The 16,835-nt window shown below is 66.4% G+C and carries 11 protein-coding genes and 1 pseudogene; 8 read left to right on the forward strand and 4 right to left on the reverse strand.

All coding sequences use genetic code 11. From position 1 onward, the window contains the following. Nucleotides 1-163 precede the first annotated feature (163 nt). The 4 genes from RGUI_RS12175 (at nt 164) to RGUI_RS12190 (ending at nt 6,130) form a co-directional block, all read left to right on the forward strand. A complete protein-coding gene (locus RGUI_RS12175; protein WP_081533311.1) occupies nt 164-622 on the forward strand; it encodes a (2Fe-2S)-binding protein in 459 nt (152 codons plus the stop codon). Between the two features lie 12 nt (nt 623-634). Beyond that, on the forward strand, nt 635-2,812 hold the full coding sequence (locus RGUI_RS12180) for a molybdopterin cofactor-binding domain-containing protein (protein WP_081533312.1): 2,178 nt from the start codon (nt 635-637) through the stop codon (nt 2,810-2,812). Between the two features lie 344 nt (nt 2,813-3,156). Beyond that, nucleotides 3,157-5,043 carry a hypothetical protein gene (locus RGUI_RS12185; RefSeq protein WP_081533313.1) on the forward strand — a complete coding sequence of 629 codons (1,887 nt, stop codon included), beginning with the start codon at nt 3,157-3,159 and terminating at the stop codon, nt 5,041-5,043. A gap of 28 nt (nt 5,044-5,071) precedes the next feature. Then, a complete protein-coding gene (locus RGUI_RS12190; RefSeq protein WP_156882949.1) occupies nt 5,072-6,130 on the forward strand; it encodes a TAXI family TRAP transporter solute-binding subunit in 1,059 nt (352 codons plus the stop codon). Nucleotides 6,131-6,198: 68 nt separating this feature from the next. Here the strand turns inward: RGUI_RS12190 and RGUI_RS12195 are convergent, their stop codons facing one another. Continuing rightward, a complete protein-coding gene (locus RGUI_RS12195; RefSeq protein ID WP_172841137.1) occupies nt 6,199-7,827 on the reverse strand; it encodes an AAA family ATPase in 1,629 nt (542 codons plus the stop codon). 362 nt (nt 7,828-8,189) lie between these two features. On the opposite strand from RGUI_RS12195, the gene RGUI_RS12200 reads away from it, so the two are divergent. From RGUI_RS12200 to RGUI_RS12215, 4 genes and pseudogenes are all read left to right on the forward strand, one after another. After that, nucleotides 8,190-8,762: a DUF3365 domain-containing protein gene (locus RGUI_RS12200; protein WP_081533316.1), complete on the forward strand. Its 573-nt coding sequence runs from the start codon at nt 8,190-8,192 to the stop codon at nt 8,760-8,762. A 219-nt stretch (nt 8,763-8,981) separates the two neighbouring features. Next, nucleotides 8,982-9,971 (forward strand): tripartite tricarboxylate transporter substrate binding protein, encoded by a 990-nt coding sequence (locus RGUI_RS12205; RefSeq protein ID WP_081533318.1) that lies wholly within the window; start codon nt 8,982-8,984, stop codon nt 9,969-9,971. A gap of 82 nt (nt 9,972-10,053) precedes the next feature. Further along, entirely contained in the window at nt 10,054-10,485 is a 432-nt protein-coding gene (locus RGUI_RS12210; RefSeq protein ID WP_081533320.1) for a tripartite tricarboxylate transporter TctB family protein, read from the forward strand. Nucleotides 10,486-10,494: 9 nt separating this feature from the next. After that, nucleotides 10,495-12,032, forward strand: a pseudogene (locus tag RGUI_RS12215) (tripartite tricarboxylate transporter permease). Between the two features lie 55 nt (nt 12,033-12,087). Here the strand turns inward: RGUI_RS12215 and RGUI_RS12220 are convergent. The 3 genes from RGUI_RS12220 to RGUI_RS12230 form a co-directional block, all read right to left on the reverse strand. Then, on the reverse strand, nt 12,088-14,637 hold the full coding sequence (locus RGUI_RS12220) for an EAL domain-containing protein (protein WP_081533322.1): 2,550 nt from the start codon (nt 14,635-14,637) through the stop codon (nt 12,088-12,090). A gap of 30 nt (nt 14,638-14,667) precedes the next feature. Beyond that, nucleotides 14,668-15,717: a TRAP transporter substrate-binding protein gene (locus tag RGUI_RS12225; protein WP_216640071.1), complete on the reverse strand. Its 1,050-nt coding sequence runs from the start codon at nt 15,715-15,717 to the stop codon at nt 14,668-14,670. 315 nt (nt 15,718-16,032) lie between these two features. Beyond that, nucleotides 16,033-16,821: a xanthine dehydrogenase family protein subunit M gene (locus RGUI_RS12230; RefSeq protein ID WP_081533326.1), complete on the reverse strand. Its 789-nt coding sequence runs from the start codon at nt 16,819-16,821 to the stop codon at nt 16,033-16,035. Nucleotides 16,822-16,835: the final 14 nt, after the last annotated feature.

Below are 16,835 nucleotides of genomic sequence, written 5' to 3' on the forward strand. Positions count from 1 at the left end.
GCAGGCCCTTTCCGATCGGCGGGAAAACCCGGGGGTATACGTTACGGTCAACTGCCTGACTTTGTTGGCCGGACCCTTGGCACGACAGCGGCGCCCCCGGTGCATCGACTGGTCCGGCGGCGGGCGTGGTCTACCTCCTCTCCTGCAACGGGAGGAATGCGCCATGAAAAAGCTCACGGTAAATGGGCGGGATCTTGCGGTCGATGTCGAGGATGACACGCCGCTTCTTTGGGTCCTTCGCGATACGCTCGGGTTGACGGGAACCAAGTTCGGATGCGGGATATCGGCCTGCGGGTCGTGCACCGTCCATGTGGACGGGGTGGCCATTCGGTCCTGTTCCGTGCCCGTCGCCGATGTCGAAGGGGCGGATATCCGCACGATCGAGGGGCTGTCTGACGGCACCGCCCTGCACCCCGTCCAACAGGCGTGGGTCGAACTCGACGTGCCGCAATGCGGGTATTGCCAATCGGGGCAGATCATGGCCGCCGCGGCGCTGCTGGCGCGGACGCCCGAGCCCACCGATGCCGATATCGACGCCACGATGATCAACCTGTGCCGCTGCGGCACCTATCAGCGGATCCGGGATGGCGTGAAGCGCGCCGCCGAGATCATGAAGGCTTGAGGAGGTGCACAGATGACCGATACACAACTTTCGCGCCGTCTGTTCCTGAAGGTGACGGCCACGGCGGCCGGCGGGGCGCTTTTCGCCTTCAACCTTTCCGGCGCCCGGGCACAAAACGCCACCGGGTCGGGCACCGCGATGGAAGACGCGCCGCAGGTCACCGCTTTCCTGCGGATCGATCCAGATGGCGGCATCGTCTTCCTGAACCCGTTCATCGAGATGGGTCAGGGCACCTATACCTCGATCCCGCAGATCGTGGCAGAGGAACTGGACGCGCCGCTTGAGGCCTTCCGGGTCGAGCAGGCCCCGCCGGGCGACGCCTACAAGGTGTTCAACTTCGGCGCGCCCTTGCGTTTCACCGGCGGGTCGCTGTCGGTACGCGGATCCTACATGACCATGCGCAAGGTGGGGGCCGGGGCGCGGGCGATGCTGCTGGCCGCCGCCGCCGATGAGCTTGGCGTTCCGGTGGCCGAGTTGCGCACCAGCGACGGCAAGGTCCATCACGACGCATCCGGCCGGTCGGTCGGCTATGGTGCCTTGGCCGCCCGTGCCGCCGCGCAGACGCCTCCCGAGGACCCGCCGCTGAAGGACCCGTCGGCGTTCAAGCTGATCGGCCAGTCGCCGAAGCGGACCGACAGCCTTGAGAAATCGACGGGCCGTGCGGGGTTCGGGATCGATGTGCAGGTGGACGGCATGCGCTTTGCCGCGATCCGGCATGCGCCCAGCTTTGGCGGAACGGTGGCGTCTTTTGATCCGAAGTCCATCGACGGGATGCCGGGCAATCCCCGGGCTGTCGATCTCGGCTCTGCGGTCGCCGTGGTGGCCGACAGCTTCTGGCGCGCGAAGAAGGCGGTCGAGGCGCTGGGCGTTACGTGGAATGACGGGGCGGCGGATATCTCCTCCGAACGTCTGATCGACGCGGCCCTCGCCCGCCTGGACGAAACCGGCATCGAGGCCGAGGCCGAGGGGGACGCACCGGCCGCCATCGCGGGTGCTGTGCAGGAACTGACCGCCGACTATGTCCAGCCCTTCCTGGCCCATGCGACGATGGAGCCGCAGAACTGCACCGCCTGGGTGCGCGACAACGCCTGCGAGATCTGGGCCCCGAACCAGGGCGCCGATTTCGTCCTGGGCACGGCGCAGCAGGTGACCGGCCTGCCGGCCGAGGCGATCACCGTGCACACGCCCTATCTGGGCGGCGGGTTCGGGCGGCGCTTCGTCCTCGACTTCGCGACACAGGCGCTGAAGCTCAGCATGGCCGATGGCGGCCCGGTCAAGCTGGTCTGGACGCGGGAAGAGGATACGCAGAACGACTATTACCGCCCGATGGCCGCGGTGCGCCTGCGCGCGGGGCTGGATGCGGGGGGCAAACCGGTGGGGCTGCACGCGACCACGGTCACCGAAGGACCCGCCGCCCGGCTGATGCCGGGGCTGGTGCAGCCGAACGGGCTTGATCCGACATCGGTCGAAGGTCTGGTAAAGCAGCCCTACAAGGTCGGTGCCCGCAGGACCGACATGGTGAATGCGGGGTATGATGCGGTGCCGGTCGGGTTCTGGCGGTCGGTCGGGGGGGCGCTGAACGCCTTCCCCTATGAATCCTTCATCGACGAAATGGCCCATGCGGCCGGGCAGGAGCCGCTGGATTACCGCCTTGCCTTGCTGGAGCCCGGTTCAAACGAATACGCGCTTCTGGAAAAGGTGCGCGACATGGCCGGTTACCGCCCGGGCACCTACACGGCAGAGGGCGAGACGCGGGCGATGGGCGTGGCCCAGCATGAGGCCTTCGGTTCCCTCGTCGCGCAGATCGCCGAGGTTTCGGTCCGCGCGGGTCGTGCCCATGTTTCGCGCGTCTGGGCGGCCATCGATCTGGGGTCGGTCGTCAATCCCGAGATCGTCAAGGCCCAGGTGACGGGCGGTGCGATCTACGGGCTGTCGGCTGCGCTCCACGAAGAGGTGGTGATCGAGAACGGCCAGGCCACGCGGCCCAATTTCGATACCTATCCGATCCTGACACCGCAGGAGGCGCCCGAGATCGAGGTCGCGGTGGTCACCAGTGACCGTCCCATGGGTGGCGTCGGCGAACCGGGCACCGCCCCGATTGCACCGGCGGTCGCGAATGCGATTTTCAAGCTGACCGGCACGCGCATCCGCCGCCTGCCGATCAGCCGCCATGACCTTGGCGCGGCGTAAGGCAACGCGTTCGCGCATGACCTGACGGCCGCCATGTGCCGTCAGGTCGTTTGGCCCGGCCCCTGCGGGTTCGGGGCAAGCGGTCTTCTGCTGCGGTCTTGAACGCGCTCGCTCATCCCTCTTCCAGAGATGCCGAATTCCCCGGCAAACGCATGATTTGCGCCGTCTGGCCCTGAAAAAGGCGCCGAATTATCCCTTTAGGCCAGTTTTCGGCCCGCGAAGTCCCCGCCAATGCATTGCAAAACAGGAATGTACTTTGCAGACTGCCCAAAGGTGGATTTGTATTTTTGAAAGATGGCGGGGGACTCGTGAAACGGCATCTCGGCGTAGCTCTTTCGGTTTGCATGGTTGTCTCGGGGGGCCATGCGCTTGCGCAGGATCCACCGACCGACGAAACACTGGAGGCCTATTCAGAGCAGGCCGCCTCTTTCCGACGCGTGATCGCCGCGCTGCAGGACGAGATCAAGGCCGCGGAAGCGGAATCCGAACGGCTGACGGCGCAGCAATCCGCGCTTGAGACATCCATAGCGGCCCTTGGCGCGCAAAAGGCGGAATTGAGCGCCGAGGCGCAGGCCGCCCGTACCGCGCGCGAAGAGGCTGCCGCTGCCGTTGAAACGGCCCGCGCTGAGTTGGCGGAGGTTCAGGCCGAGGTGGACGCGGCCCGGCGGGATCTGAGCGGCGTTCAGGAAATGACCGAGACCCAGCGCGCGGCGCTCGCAACGCTTGAGACGCGTGTGGCCCAGGCAGAAACCGCCGCCGCAAATGCGGAGCGCCGCGCCGGGCAGGCCAGCGATGCGGCCGACCGGGCCGAGGCCGCGCGGGAGGCCAGCCAAGCGGCGCTTGAAGAGGCCGAAGCCCGGCGCGCGGCCTTGCACGCGGATATTTCCGAGGCGCGGCAGACCCTCGACGCGTTGCAGCAAGAAATCGAGACCGCGCAGGCCAACCTGTCCGAGAGCCGCGCAGAGGTCGAGGACGCCCGGGCAACCGTGGCGCAACTCCGCCAAGAGGCCGAGGCGAATGCTGCCGACGGCCAAAGCGCCGCCCTGACCGACGAAATCGCCACCGCCCGGCAGACACTCGATGCGCTGAAGCAGGAGATCGCAACGGCCGAGGCCAGCCTGTCCGAAAGCCGGACGCGGGCGGAGGAGGCAAAAGCCGCCGCCGACAAGCTTCGCCAGGAGGCCGAGACAAACGCACAGCAAATGGCCGAGGCCGTCGAAACGCGGCGTTCGGCTTTGGGTGAGGAAATATCTGCCGCCCAACAGACTCTCGACGCGCTGAAGCAAGAGGTCGCCACCGCCCAAGCCGATCTGTCCGAAAGCCGGACGCAGGCAGAGGAGGCCAAGGCGGCCGCCGAAAAACTCCGCCAGGAGGCAGAGGCGAACGCGCAGAAAGTGGCGGAGGCCGCCGAAAGCCAGCGTGCGGCCCTGGGTGAGGAACTCTCCGCGGCCCAACAGACGCTGGATGCACTGAAGCAAGAGCTCGCCACCGCCCAAGCCGACTTGTCCGAACGCCGGAAACAGGCGGAAGAGGCAAAGGCCGCCGCTGCGCAAATGCGTCAGGAGGCCGAGGCGCTGGCGCGCGAGACCGTGGAGACCGCGGCCTCCCGTGCGGCGCGCGAGCGCGATCAGATGCGCGCGGAAAGCGAGGCCGCCCTGGCCGAACTGGCCGCGTTGCAGGCCGAGATCGCCGACGCCGATGCGCGGCTTGGCACGGCGCGCACTGCGGTCGAGGCGGCACAGGCGGAGGCCGAGAGCTTGCTTGCAACCGCGCGGGAACAGGCGGAGGCGATCCAGTCCGACGCCAACGCCGCCCTTGAGGCCGCACAACAAGCGGCGCAGGCACGCATTGCCGGGGCAGAAGACGCCGCCTTGGACGCCGAGCGCCGCCGCGCAGCAGCCGAAGAACAGGGGGCCGGGCTTCAGGCTGAACTGTCCCGCTTGCAGGACGAGATCGCCGCCGCGCAAAGTGCAGCGGAACCGGCCCCGCCGCCCGGCCCCGCCGCCCAGCCCGACAGGGAGATGGCCCGGCGCAGCCCGCCCGCGCCCGATGCCGTGGCCCGTGCCATCAGGGCGGCCCCCGGCCTGTCCGCGGCAAACCCGGCGGAGATCGCGAACCTGCAGGCCCTGCTGTCAGAGGGGGTCTGCGCGCCCGATGCCCTGCTTGAGGTTTTCAAGACAATCAACCGTCAGACGCTCGTGTCGCTGATCCGCGATCTGGGCCGGTGCTGACGATGCCGGTGCGAGGAGAAAGTTACCGATGATCCCGATTATTGCCTGTTCCCGCCGCCTAGCCGCCGCTTTGGCCCTGATCGTTGCCTGCGCGGTTCCTGCCGTGGCGTCCGATGTCGAGAAGAACATCGTCACCGGCGGCCCGACCGGAACCTATATCCAGTTCGGTCAGGACATTGCCGATATTGCTGCGGAGTGCGACATCACGCTGACCGTGAACGAAAGCGCGGGCTCGCTTGAAAACTTCCTTGCTGTGCGCCAGCGCCCCGTGACGCAGTTCGGGATCGTGCAAAGCGATGTGCTGGAATATCTCAGCACCTTTGCCGCCGACGATGCCGGGATCGCGAACGCGATTGCCGGTGTGCGGATCGCCTTCCCGCTTTACAACGAAGAGGTGCACCTGCTGGCCACCTCCGACATCCAGAGCCTGTCTGACCTGGAGGGCAAGAGGGTCGCCATCGGCGTCTCCGAAAGCGGGACCTTCCTGACCGCCGCGCTGGTTCTGGATCTGGCCGAGGTTCAGGTGGGCGAACGGCTGACCATTGGCCCCGACGACTCCCTGCGCCGCCTGCTGGCCGGAGAGATCGACGCGTTCTTCTATGTGGCCGGGGCCCCGACCAAGCTGTTCGAAGACCCCGCGATCGATGGTGAGCGGTTCCATCTGGTCCCGATGAACGACCCGGTGCTTCAGGCGGTCTATGTGCCCTCGACAATCGCGGCGGGCACCTATCCGTTCCAGCCCGCGCCGGTTGACGCCGTCGCCGTGAAGGCGGTGCTGATGACCTATGAATACCTGCCGGAGCGTAACCGCTATTACCGCGAAAGCTGCCTTGCCGTGTCGGAAATCACGCACCTGATCGTGACGCGTTTCCAGAAGTTGAAGGAAACCGGGCACCCGAAATGGCAGCAGGTCGATCTGAACGCCATCCCCCCGGGGTGGGAGGTCGGATCCTGCGTGAATGCCGGGCTTGAGGCGTCCTTTACGCTGCCCTGCGACCGGGTGATGGGGGCGGCGCAACCGTCCGAAGAAAGCCGCGCGAACTCTGTCTATCGCGAACGTATCTGCGCGGCGATGGGTGGGTGCTGATCGGAGCGCCTGATCTTGCGTTGCCCTGAACCGGGCAACGCGGGTTCGCCCCGCCCGTACCGGCCGCGTTAGTCCATCTCGGCCCGGTGGGGCGCGCCGATCTCCAGCCACGGGCCCGGGGCAGCGCCCTCTGGCGTCACCCGCCACCATGTCATGTTGTCCGGTGCCACAAGGCGCAGCGCTGTCAGGTCGGTCTCGCGATGCGCCGCGGGATGGTCCGGGTGCGGGGCAAGGTCCACGCGGAACGACCCGCGCCCGGTCCAGATCAGGGTCACGATCCCGCCTGACCGCTCTGAATAAAGCGGCTTGGCCACCGGCATCGTGTCGAGGCTCCGGTCGCTTTGATCCAGACGCGCGGGCACATCCTGCCCGCCATGGGTGGCCGAAAAGGCATACCACGACCGCGCCGTGCCCGGCGCGTAAGTGACCCAATCGCCCGTTTCGAACATCTGCGCGAGGTAATAGGCCGCGCGCCCGTGCCCGGCCGCCGCGGAAAGGGAAAAATCGATCACGGCTTGCCGGCGGCTGGTCTCGGGGTCGAGTGCCGACCGGAAATGCTGCCGGGCCAAAGCCGTGTCAAAGGGGGCGTTGTCGAGAACGCGGCTTTCGGGGGCGGTCGCGTCGTCCACCGGGCCTGTCGCGCGAAGACGGGGCACGACCGACATGGCCAGTTCGGATCGCGAGGGGGCCGCCGTCGCCCGGTCGGGCGGGGGATCTGCCGGGGTGGGCGCGGGCTGCACCGCGTCCGTCGTTGCAGAGACATATTCCGCGTCCTCGATCCCGGCGCGCGGCCAGTCCAAGCCTGACTGGATCAATGGGGCAACCAGAACGGCGCAGGCCAGAACCCCCGTCGCGGCAAGGGCGCCGGCCAGAAACCCGACCGGATTGCCCTTGTTCGGCCTGCCATCTTCGGGACTTTCGGCTTCTGGGGGCTGGCGGTCGTCCCCGGGTGTTTCCGGCGGGTCGTCGGTGCCAGTGGTCTGCCATCCAACCTGTGGGGCCAGAACCCGCTGCACGAATTCTGCATCGATACGGGGCTTTCGATCCTGAAACGCCGCGATCAGGCAGGCGGTGCCGTGGGTGGCGATCAGGCGCGGCACGCCGCCGGCCATGTCGTGGATGGCGGTCAGCGCCTCGGGGTCAAAGATGCCCTCTGCCGGGCGGCCGGCCGCCTGCACTTCATGCCGGATGAAGTCGACGGTTTCGGTCTCTGTCATCGGCGTCAGCGTGCCCGCCTCGGCCAGTTCTTGCAGCGCGGGGCCGGCGTGGCCCAGCCGCTCCTTCAGTTCAGGGGTGCCCGCCAGCACGATTTGCATCGATGTGCCGCTCTCACCCGTGTCCGACATCAGGCGGTCAAGCGCCAGAAGCCCGGAGTCAGACAGTGTCTGGGCCTCGTCGATCAGGACAAGCGGCCGCTGACCGTTCTCCTCCACCTTGGCCAACAGCTGCCGCAGCCGGTCATAGGGGGGCACCGCCGTACTGCCGAGGGCTGTTACACCGAACGCGGTCAACAGCCACAAAAGCAGCGACTCCCCCTCCCCCGAGGGATTGGGGACGAGGGCCGGTTTGAACTCTGCCCGGTGTCCGGCGGCGTCGAAGACCGCTTGCAGAACGGTGCTTTTGCCCGTGCCGCTGTCCCCCAAGAAGACGGTGCCGGGCTGGCCACGGACAACCGTGTCGAGAACACCGGCAAACAAGGCCCTTTGTGAGGCGGTCCAGCGTAGCTCTCCGCCACCATGTATCCCGCGAAAAGGGTCGCGCCTTAGCCCAAAATATGCCGTCCAGTCCGTCATGGCGCACCGGGCGTTTCTTGAAATGTCATGGAACAACCCTGCGCCATGTTTGCCGTTCTGTCGAGACCCCAAGGGACGCGAACAGAGTTCCGGCCGATGGGGTTGCGAAGACTGTCTTTCCTGTTGCGGTTGCATTGCGCCTGTGGGTCACCTGATCCCGGGCTTTGTGGTTTCGGGCTGTGATGCTAGGCTTTCGCCTGGGAAGATCGCCCTGCATCCCGGTGCATCCAGTGCGGGACAGGGCGAGGGATCAGGGAGGAGTTCCAATGAAGACATGGGTCATGCCCGTGGCGGTTGCCCTTATGCTTGCAGGCCAGGCCGCCGCGGCAGACGACACCGATGCGCTTGTCGCGGAAGGCAAGGGCCTGATGCGCGCGTTTGGCGCAGCGCTCAAGACCGAACTGACGGCAGCGGTCGAGGCCGGCGGGCCGGTCAATGCCATAACCGTCTGCAACACCGAGGCGCCGGGAATTGCCAAGGGGTTGTCGAAAGACCGATGGACCGTCGCGCGGTCAAGCCACCGCCTGCGCAATCCTGACAACGCCCCCGACGCCTTTACCGCCAACGCGATTGCGGCATTCCTTTCCCGGCAGGCGGCCGGTGAAGCGCCCGAACGGCTGTCCACGGCGGCGATCGTCGAAGAGGACGGACAAAGGGTCTTTCACCTCGTCAAGGCGATCCCGACCAGCGATCTTTGCCTTGGCTGTCATGGCGGCACCACCGTCAAGCCCGAGGTCGAGGCGAAGCTGGCCGAACTCTATCCCGACGACAAGGCCCGGGGGTTCAGCGCCGGAGAGATGCGGGGCGTCTTCACCCTCAAGAAGGTGCTGAGCGAGTAGCGCGGGCCGAGCAACCGGCCGGTGTCGGGTGACGCGATGAACAGCGGACAGGCGGACAAGCCCGCCGCCTTTCTTTCATTGACAAGTTCGGGGCGGCATCGTTCGGTATACCAACGGTTCGCCCCGCAGCATGGGAGGCTGCCAGTCGCAGTCGGGGGGACGGGGAGAACCGAACCCGCGCGCGTGTCAGAGAACCCGCGCGAAAAGAGGAGGAAAGACATGATCTTCAAGGCGACCCGCACCCTGATTGCGGCCGGTCTTCTGGGCGCTGTGGCCATCGCGGCCCATGCCCAGGACTACAGTATCGAAAGCCCCGAATGCATCGCCCCGGCCAATCCCGGCGGCGGCTGGGATTTCACCTGCCGTCAGGTCGGCAAGTCGCTGCAGGATCTTGGCCTGATCGACCGGACCATGCAGGTGGTGAACCTTGCCGGTGGTGGCGGCGGCGTGGCCTTCGCCGAGGTCGTGAACAAGCGTGGCGACGACAACGACCTGATCGTTGCGGCCTCCTCTGCCACGGCGACCCGGCTGGCGCAGGGCGCCTATCCGGGCAACACGATGGATCAGGTGCGCTGGCTGGCCTCGATCGGGGCCGATTACGGCGTGATCGCGGTGGCGGCCGACAGTGCGATCGAAACACTTCCGCAACTGCTGGACCAGATCAAGACGAACCCCCGGTCGGTTTCCATCGCGGGCGGCTCTGCCGTTGGCGGATGGGATCATCTGAAGGTCCTGATCGCGGCGAATGCCTATGGCATCGAGGATGTGCGTTCGGTCAAATACATCGCCTTTGACGGCGGCGGAGAGGCCGTGACGCAGCTTCTGGCGGGATCGGTGCAGGCCTTCACCGGCGATATTTCCGAGGCCAAGGGCTTTGTCGACAGTGGCGACATCCGGGTCATCGCGGTTCTGGCCCCCGACCGTCTGGGGGGCGAGTTCGCCGATTTCCCGACGGCCAAGGAACAGGGCGTCGACGCCATCGGTGCGAACTGGCGGGGCTTTTATGCGCCGGGGGCGATGTCGGATGCGGCCTATGACACATGGGTTGCCAAGATCGGCGACCTCTACGCCTCCGACGAATGGAAGGCGGTGATGGCGGCCAACGGGCTTGCGCCGCTGGATCTGCAGGGGGATGCGTTCCAGGCGTTCGTGGCGGACTCGGTCGCCAAGATCCAGAGCATCTCGCGCGAGATCGGCATCATCAAGTAACCCCGACCCGGCGTCGGTCGGCCCCGGGGTCGACCGGCGCAGTCGGGGCCGTGCCCCGTTTTCCCGTCGACGGAGAATCGTGATGAGTGATCGCATCTTCGGCCTGTTCGGCGTCCTTCTGGCCATCGGCTTCGCCCTGTCCGCGTTGACGATCGAGGAAAGCTTTCTTTCCGATGCCGTCGGCCCCAAGGCCTTTCCCCTGATCATCGCGGCCATTCTGGGCCTGTCTTCGGCGGTGATCGCGTTCCGCCCCGACCCCGAACCCACATGGCCCGCGCTGGGGCGACTGGTCGAAATCGGCGCGGCAGTGGTCGTCATGGTCCTGTATGCGGAATTCCTGCCGATTGCGGGCTTTGTCGCCGCCACGGCCGTTGCCGCCGCCTATCTGGCGTGGCGGCTTGGGTCCGGCCCGGTAGAGGCCGTTCTGACCGGCCTTGGTACCTCGGTCGGCATTTACGTCATCTTCCACCTTGTGCTGGGGCTTTCGCTGGCCCGCGGCCCCTGGGGCTTTTGAGGGGCGATCATGGATATCCTTTCGTCGCTTGCAGACGGCTTCGCGATTGCCCTGACATGGCAGAACCTGTTGCTGGCGCTTCTGGGCTGTTTCCTCGGCACGATCATGGGGGCGCTGCCCGGTCTTGGCCCGTCGAACGGGGTGGCGATCCTGATCCCCCTGGCCTTCACGCTGGGGCTGGGGGCCACGCCCTCGCTGATCCTGCTGACCTCGGTCTATTACGGGGCGATGTATGGCGGGCGGATATCGTCGATCCTGCTGAACATCCCCGGCGATGAGCCCGCCATGATGACCTGTCTTGACGGCCATCCGATGGCGAAGAAGGGCATGGCGGGCGAGGCGCTGTCGCTGTCGGGGATCGCTTCCTTCGTCGGTGCGTTCCTTGCCACCTGGGGGCTGATCCTGCTGGCGCCGCAGCTTGTGAAGATCGCGCTGTTGTTTGGCCCGGCGGAATACTTCGCGCTGTTCGCGCTGGCCTTCATGACGCTGGGGGGCGTTTCCTCCACCAACCAGGCGAAATCGGCCTTCGCGGCGGCGCTGGGGCTGGGGCTGGCCATGATCGGGGTGGACACCCAGACCGGGGTGCCGCGCTTCACCTTCGGCGAGGTGCATCTTTACGACGGGCTGGATTTCCTTGTCGCCATCGTCGGGCTTTTCGCGCTGAGCGAGGTGTTCATCTTTCTCGAAAACCGCCACGGCGGGTCAGAGGCCGAGGGCCGCAAGCTGGAGATCGGACGGCTTTATCCGCCGCTGTCGATGATCAAACGCTGCACGCCCACGATGCTGCGCACCTCGTTCCTCGGCTTTCTCGCAGGCGTGCTGCCGGGCGCGGGGGCCTCGCTGGGCTCGTTCATCTCCTATTCGATGGAAAAGCGGCTGGTCGACAAGGAGGGCACCTTTGGCACCGGCGATCCGCGCGGCGTGGCGGCGCCGGAGGCCGGCAACAACGCCGCCGCCGGGGCGCGCTGGTGCCGATGCTGGCGCTGGGCGTGCCGGGGTCGGGCACCACGGCGGTGCTGCTGGCCGTTCTTCTGGCGTTGAACATCACGCCCGGGCCGCTTCTGTTTACCCAGAACCCCGATGTCGTCTGGGGGCTGATCGCGGCGCTATTCATCGCGAATTTCATGTTGCTGGCGATGAACATCCCGATGGTGGGGCTGTTCACCCGCGTGCTGATGATCCCCTCGCGTATCCTGATGCCCATCGTGGCGATGGTCAGCTTTGTGGGGATCTATGGCATCTCGGGGTCCAGTTTCGACCTTCTGGTGATGATCGGCTTCGGCGTGATGGGGTGGGCGCTGCGCAAGCTGGACGTGCCGCTGGTGCCGGTGATCCTTGGCACGCTTCTGGGCAATGCGATGGAAAACAACCTGCGCCGGGCGATCACCATCGACAATGGCAACTGGGGCACGCTGGTCGACAGCCCCCTGTCCATCGCGCTGTGGGCCATCGCGATTGTCGGGTTCGTTCTGCCGCTGATCATCGGCCGAAAGGTAAAGGCGCAGATGCACGAGCGCCGCGATGAAGAAGGGGCGATCAGCGATTGACCGGGGCCGGGGTCCGGTCTTGCCACGGGTTTCAGCGGACCGCGTGCGGCCGTCTTCAGGACGCGGCGGAACGCATCCGGGGCAGACCGGCGGCCTGTCGCCGCATCACGGCCGCGGGCGCGGGGTGGCCAAGATAGAAGCCTTGCGCCTCTCGACAGCCGTCTAGCGCCACCGTTTCAAGCTGTTCCGCGGTTTCGATCCCCTCGGCCGTGACGTCGATATCAAGGCTGGCACATAGCGCGCAGATCGCGCGCACGATGCTGTAGGCGTTCGGGTCGTGGTTCAGTTTGCGCACGAAGGAGACGTCGATCTTGACCTTGTCAAACGGGAAGGCGCGCAGATAGTGGAGCGAGGAATAGCCCGTCCCGAAATCATCCAGCGCGACCCGGACGCCCAGTGCGTGCAACTCCGCCAGAATGTCGAGGGTGCGCTCGGACCGTTCAACCAGAACGCTTTCGGTGATGTCGACCTCCAGCCGTTCGGGCGGCAGACCGGAACGGTCGAGGGCGGTCAGGATGTCTTTCAGCACGTCGTTCCGCGTGAACTGCGCGGGGGCGATGTTCACGGCCAGCCGGATGTGGTCGGGCCATGTGGCGGCCTCGGTACAGGCAAGGTCCAGCACGCGCTGGCCGAGATCCGACATCAGGCCAAGCTCTTCTGCCATCGGGACGAATTCTGCGGGCGGCACCATGCCGTGCGTGGGGTGTTTCCACCGCAACAGCGCCTCGGCCGCGCAGATCTTGCCGGTCCTGATGTCGTAGATCGGCTGATAGTGCATGGTGAAGACATCGTCGCTCAGCGCTTGCCGCAGGTCGCGTTCAAGCTGGAGCTTGGCCTGTTCGTGGTCCCGCATCTCGGGCCTGTAGAACTGGCAATGGCCCTTGCCGGCGGCCTTGACGCAGTAAAGCGCGACATCGGCATTTTTCAGAACCTCTTCGGCACACGCGCCGTCGCCCGGCGCAAGGGCAATGCCCACGCTGCCCCCGATCCGGACCTCGTTGCCGTCGATCTCGAACGGGGTCGACAGAAGATCGATGATCCGGTCGCCCAGTGCCTGCGCGCCCTCGGGCTGGCGGCAATCGCGCTGGATCACGGCAAACTCGTCCCCGCCGAAGCGGGCGAGGGTGTCGTGATCGCCCACCGCCCATTGCAGGCGCCCGGCCACCTGTTTCAGAAGCGCGTCGCCCACCGGATGGCCCAGCGTGTCGTTCACCCACTTGAACCGGTCGAGATCGATGAACATCACCGCGGACGGCCGCGACGGATCGGCCGCGGCCAGGACGGCATCGATTTCTTCGCTGAAGGTGCGGCGGTTCGGCAGGCCGGTCAGGGCATCGTGCCGGGCGAGGTGGCGGATGTTTTCTTCGGCCGCGACACGTTCCGAGATATCCTCGGCGATCATCATCCAGCCATCGGGCGTCGGCTGGGTCCGGGTGGCGACCGTGCGGCCGTTGGTCAGGCGCCATGTCGCGGATTTCGGCTGACGCGCCTCGGCGATCTCGGCCATCCGCATGTCGGCGTCCAGCGGGCCATCGCGATCGTCGTCTTCCAGACGCTTGGAGATGTGTTCCAGAATCCGTGCCTGCGGCGTGCCCGGAAAAAAGCGCCAGTCATCCAGTTCGTAGAGCGACCGGAACACCGGGTTGGCGACGACCAGTTCTTCCTTGGTGTCGAACATGCACAGGCCGACCGGCATGTTCCGGACCGTCGTGTCCAGCAGGGAGCGTTGCAGTTCCAGATCGGCGGCCAGCGCCCGCGTGGCCAGAACGCTGTCGCGGAAGGCCGTGGCCGCGTCGGACAGGATCTCGATCTCGTCCATCCGTTGGGGCAGGTCGGGGGCGTCCTGGGGCGTGTCGATATGGGTGATCCGGCGCATGGCGGCGCTGATCTGCAACAGCGGCCGGGTGATGCTGCGCGAGGCCCAGAGCATCGCGACCACGGTCGCGGCAATGCCCAGCAGGATCGTCCCCGCCGTCACGAAGCGCGCTTGCCGATAGCGCGTGTCGGCCACCGCGGCGATGGCCCGCGCCTCTTTCTCGGTGCCGGTCATCAACAGATCGACCGAGTGCCCCGCATCGATCACCGCGACAGAGGCCTCTTCCTCGAACAACAGGTTCGCACGCGAAAGCTCCCCCTGTTCCAGAAGGAAGAAGACCTCGTCAAGCGTGGCAAGATGGGTGTCCCAATCCTTGCGCAGGGCGGCCACCGTGGCGGCCTCCGCCGCGCTCAGGCGCAGCGACTGGAACTCCGCCAGGAACATCGACAGCCCCTCGCGCACCTCGCGCATGTCCCGTTCGATCTGCGCGACCTTGCGGAAATCCCGCGTCTCGATCCGGCTTCGGGCCAGGATGGCATGGGTGCTGAGCGAGGTGTCGATGTTTTGCAGGGCGATCAGTTTCGGCAGCGCGACCCGGCGCATCTCGTCCGTGACCGCGCTGACGGTATCAAGCTGGCGGATCGCAACGGCGCCCAGGGTCACGATCAGGACAAGCAGCGTCCCAAAGGCCAGGGCAAGGCGCGCACGGATCACCGTCCAGCCCGCGCCGGACCGGTCCTTTCGCCCGGCCGGGGCCGGGGCGCTGGTGTCTGTCTCGGCCTTCGCCATCACCGCTCCGCCGCTTGCTGGATGTCGGAGTTATTCCAGGAAGCTGAAATGTTTCCAGATTTTGTAATTCTCCCGGAAGTCCGAATATGACGCATAAACCCGGGCGAAATTGGGGTTGTTTGCGGCCTCGTTGCGGGCAATATCCAGCCACGCATCCTCAAGCTCGACCAGAATGGAGGCCGGCCAGCGGCGCAGTTCCACGCCCTCGGCCTGCATTTCCTGCATCGCGCTCCACTGCATCGCCTCGCCCTTGGCCATCATGTCGCGGATGACGTCGCCGCAGGCGGTTTCAACGATGGTCTGGTGGCTTTCCGACATCTCGTTCCAGACATCCAGCGCGATATACAGATCGAACAACGTCGCCTGCTGGTGCCAGCCGGGGAAGTAGTAATATTTCAGAACCTTGGAAAACCCCAGCCGCTGGTCCATCGAGGGCAGCGAGAACTCCGTGGCGTCAAGTTCTCCGTTCTCGACGGCGGCCAGAATTTCGCCGGGCGCCAGTTGCTGCGTTTCGACACCCAAGCGCTGCATCACCTGCGCGCCCAGGCCGAAAAACCGCATCCGGATCCCTTTCAGGTCTTGAACGCTCCTGATCTCCTCCGGGAACCAGCCGGATGCCTCGGGCGGGATCATGCCGCAGGGAATGTTATAGACGCCATGTTCGGCGAACATCTCCCGCGCCAGTTCAAGCCCGCCGCCATAGTAAAGCCATGCGAGGTATTCGCCCATCGACGGCCCGAAGGGCACGCTTGAGAACATGTTGAAGGCCGTGTCGCGCCCCGCGAACCATCCCGCACCGGCCCAGGCGGCCTCGATCCGGCCATCGGCGACCGCGTTCACGCTGTCGGGGGCCGGAACGAGGGTGTTGGGCTCGTGCGAATGGATGACAAGGGTGCCGTCCGACATGGTCGCGATCCGCTGCACCAGATCCTGCGATGCGGTGCCGAGGATGGGCATGCTGGTCGGGAAGGTCGACGCCATGTCGAGCTCGACGGTGGGGGTTGCGGACGCGGTCGTGCCGACCAGGCCGCTGCAGGCGACGGCCACGGCGGCAAGCGTGCTTCGAAGTCCTGTCTTCATCATCCTGCGTCCCTTCAACCGGTCCGAACCGCGTGGTGTTCGATGGTTCAAGACATGCGGGACGGGTCTGAAGCGCGCGTTAACGTTCCCATGCCGGATGTGCCCGGTTGCGGAAATCTGTTTTGCATTTTGCGCGGAATTGTTGCGAATGTCCGCGGTATCGCCGCAGGCAAGGCATCCTGCCCGGCCATCGCCGCGTGAAAGGTTCCGGCGCTGTGGCCGGTCAGCCAGATCGTGCGATGGGCAGGGTATCGGTCGCCCGACAGGAGGCGCCCCCGGCCGACGGCCGGGGGGGCCGATGGTTGTTCTCGGCCCTTAGCCTGCTTTTGCCACGGCTCTTTGTGTCATGACCTTTGCGAGATGGGCGCGGTATTGGGCGGTGCCGTGGATGTCTTCGATCATGTCGCCTTGGGGCGGGGTGAGGGGGGCGAGGGCGGCGGGGGAGAAATCGGCGGTCAGCGCGGCTTCGGCCTCGGCCCAGCGGAACACGCCCTCCTCGGAGGCGCCGGTGATCGCGACGCGGACGCCGGCGGGGCCCTTGGCCACGAAGGCGCCGGTCAGCGCGAAGCGGGAGGCGGGTTGCTCGAACTTGGCGTAGGCCGCCGCCGCCGGCACGGGGAAGCGGACGGCGGTGATGATCTCGCCTTCCTCCAGCGCGGTGGTGAACATGCCCTGGAAGAAGTCGTCGGCCGCGATCTCCCGGGTATGGGTCACCACCGTCGCGCCCGAGGCCAGCACCGCCGCGGGATAGCAGGCCGACGGGTCGTTATTGGCAAGGCTGCCGCCGATGGTGCCGCGATTGCGCACCGCGGGGTCGCCGATATGGCCCGCCAGCGCGGCCAGCGCGGGGTAATGGGCCGCGGCCTCGGCCGCCACCACCGCATGGGGCGTGGCGCCGCCGATGGTCAGCGTGCCGCCGTCCATCGAGACCCCCTTCAGCTCCGCGATGCCGGTCAGGCTGACCAGTTTCGAGGGCGCCGCCAGCCGCTGTTTCAACGAGGGGATCAGCGTCTGCCCGCCCCCCAGCGCCTGCGCCTCTTCGGTGCCAAGCGCGTCGATGGCCTCGGCCAGTGTCGCGGGGCGGTCGAATTCGAATGCGTACATGGTCCTTGTCCTCC

This window comes from Rhodovulum sp. P5, assembly GCF_002079305.1.
In the GTDB taxonomy this organism is placed as follows: domain Bacteria; phylum Pseudomonadota; class Alphaproteobacteria; order Rhodobacterales; family Rhodobacteraceae; genus Rhodovulum.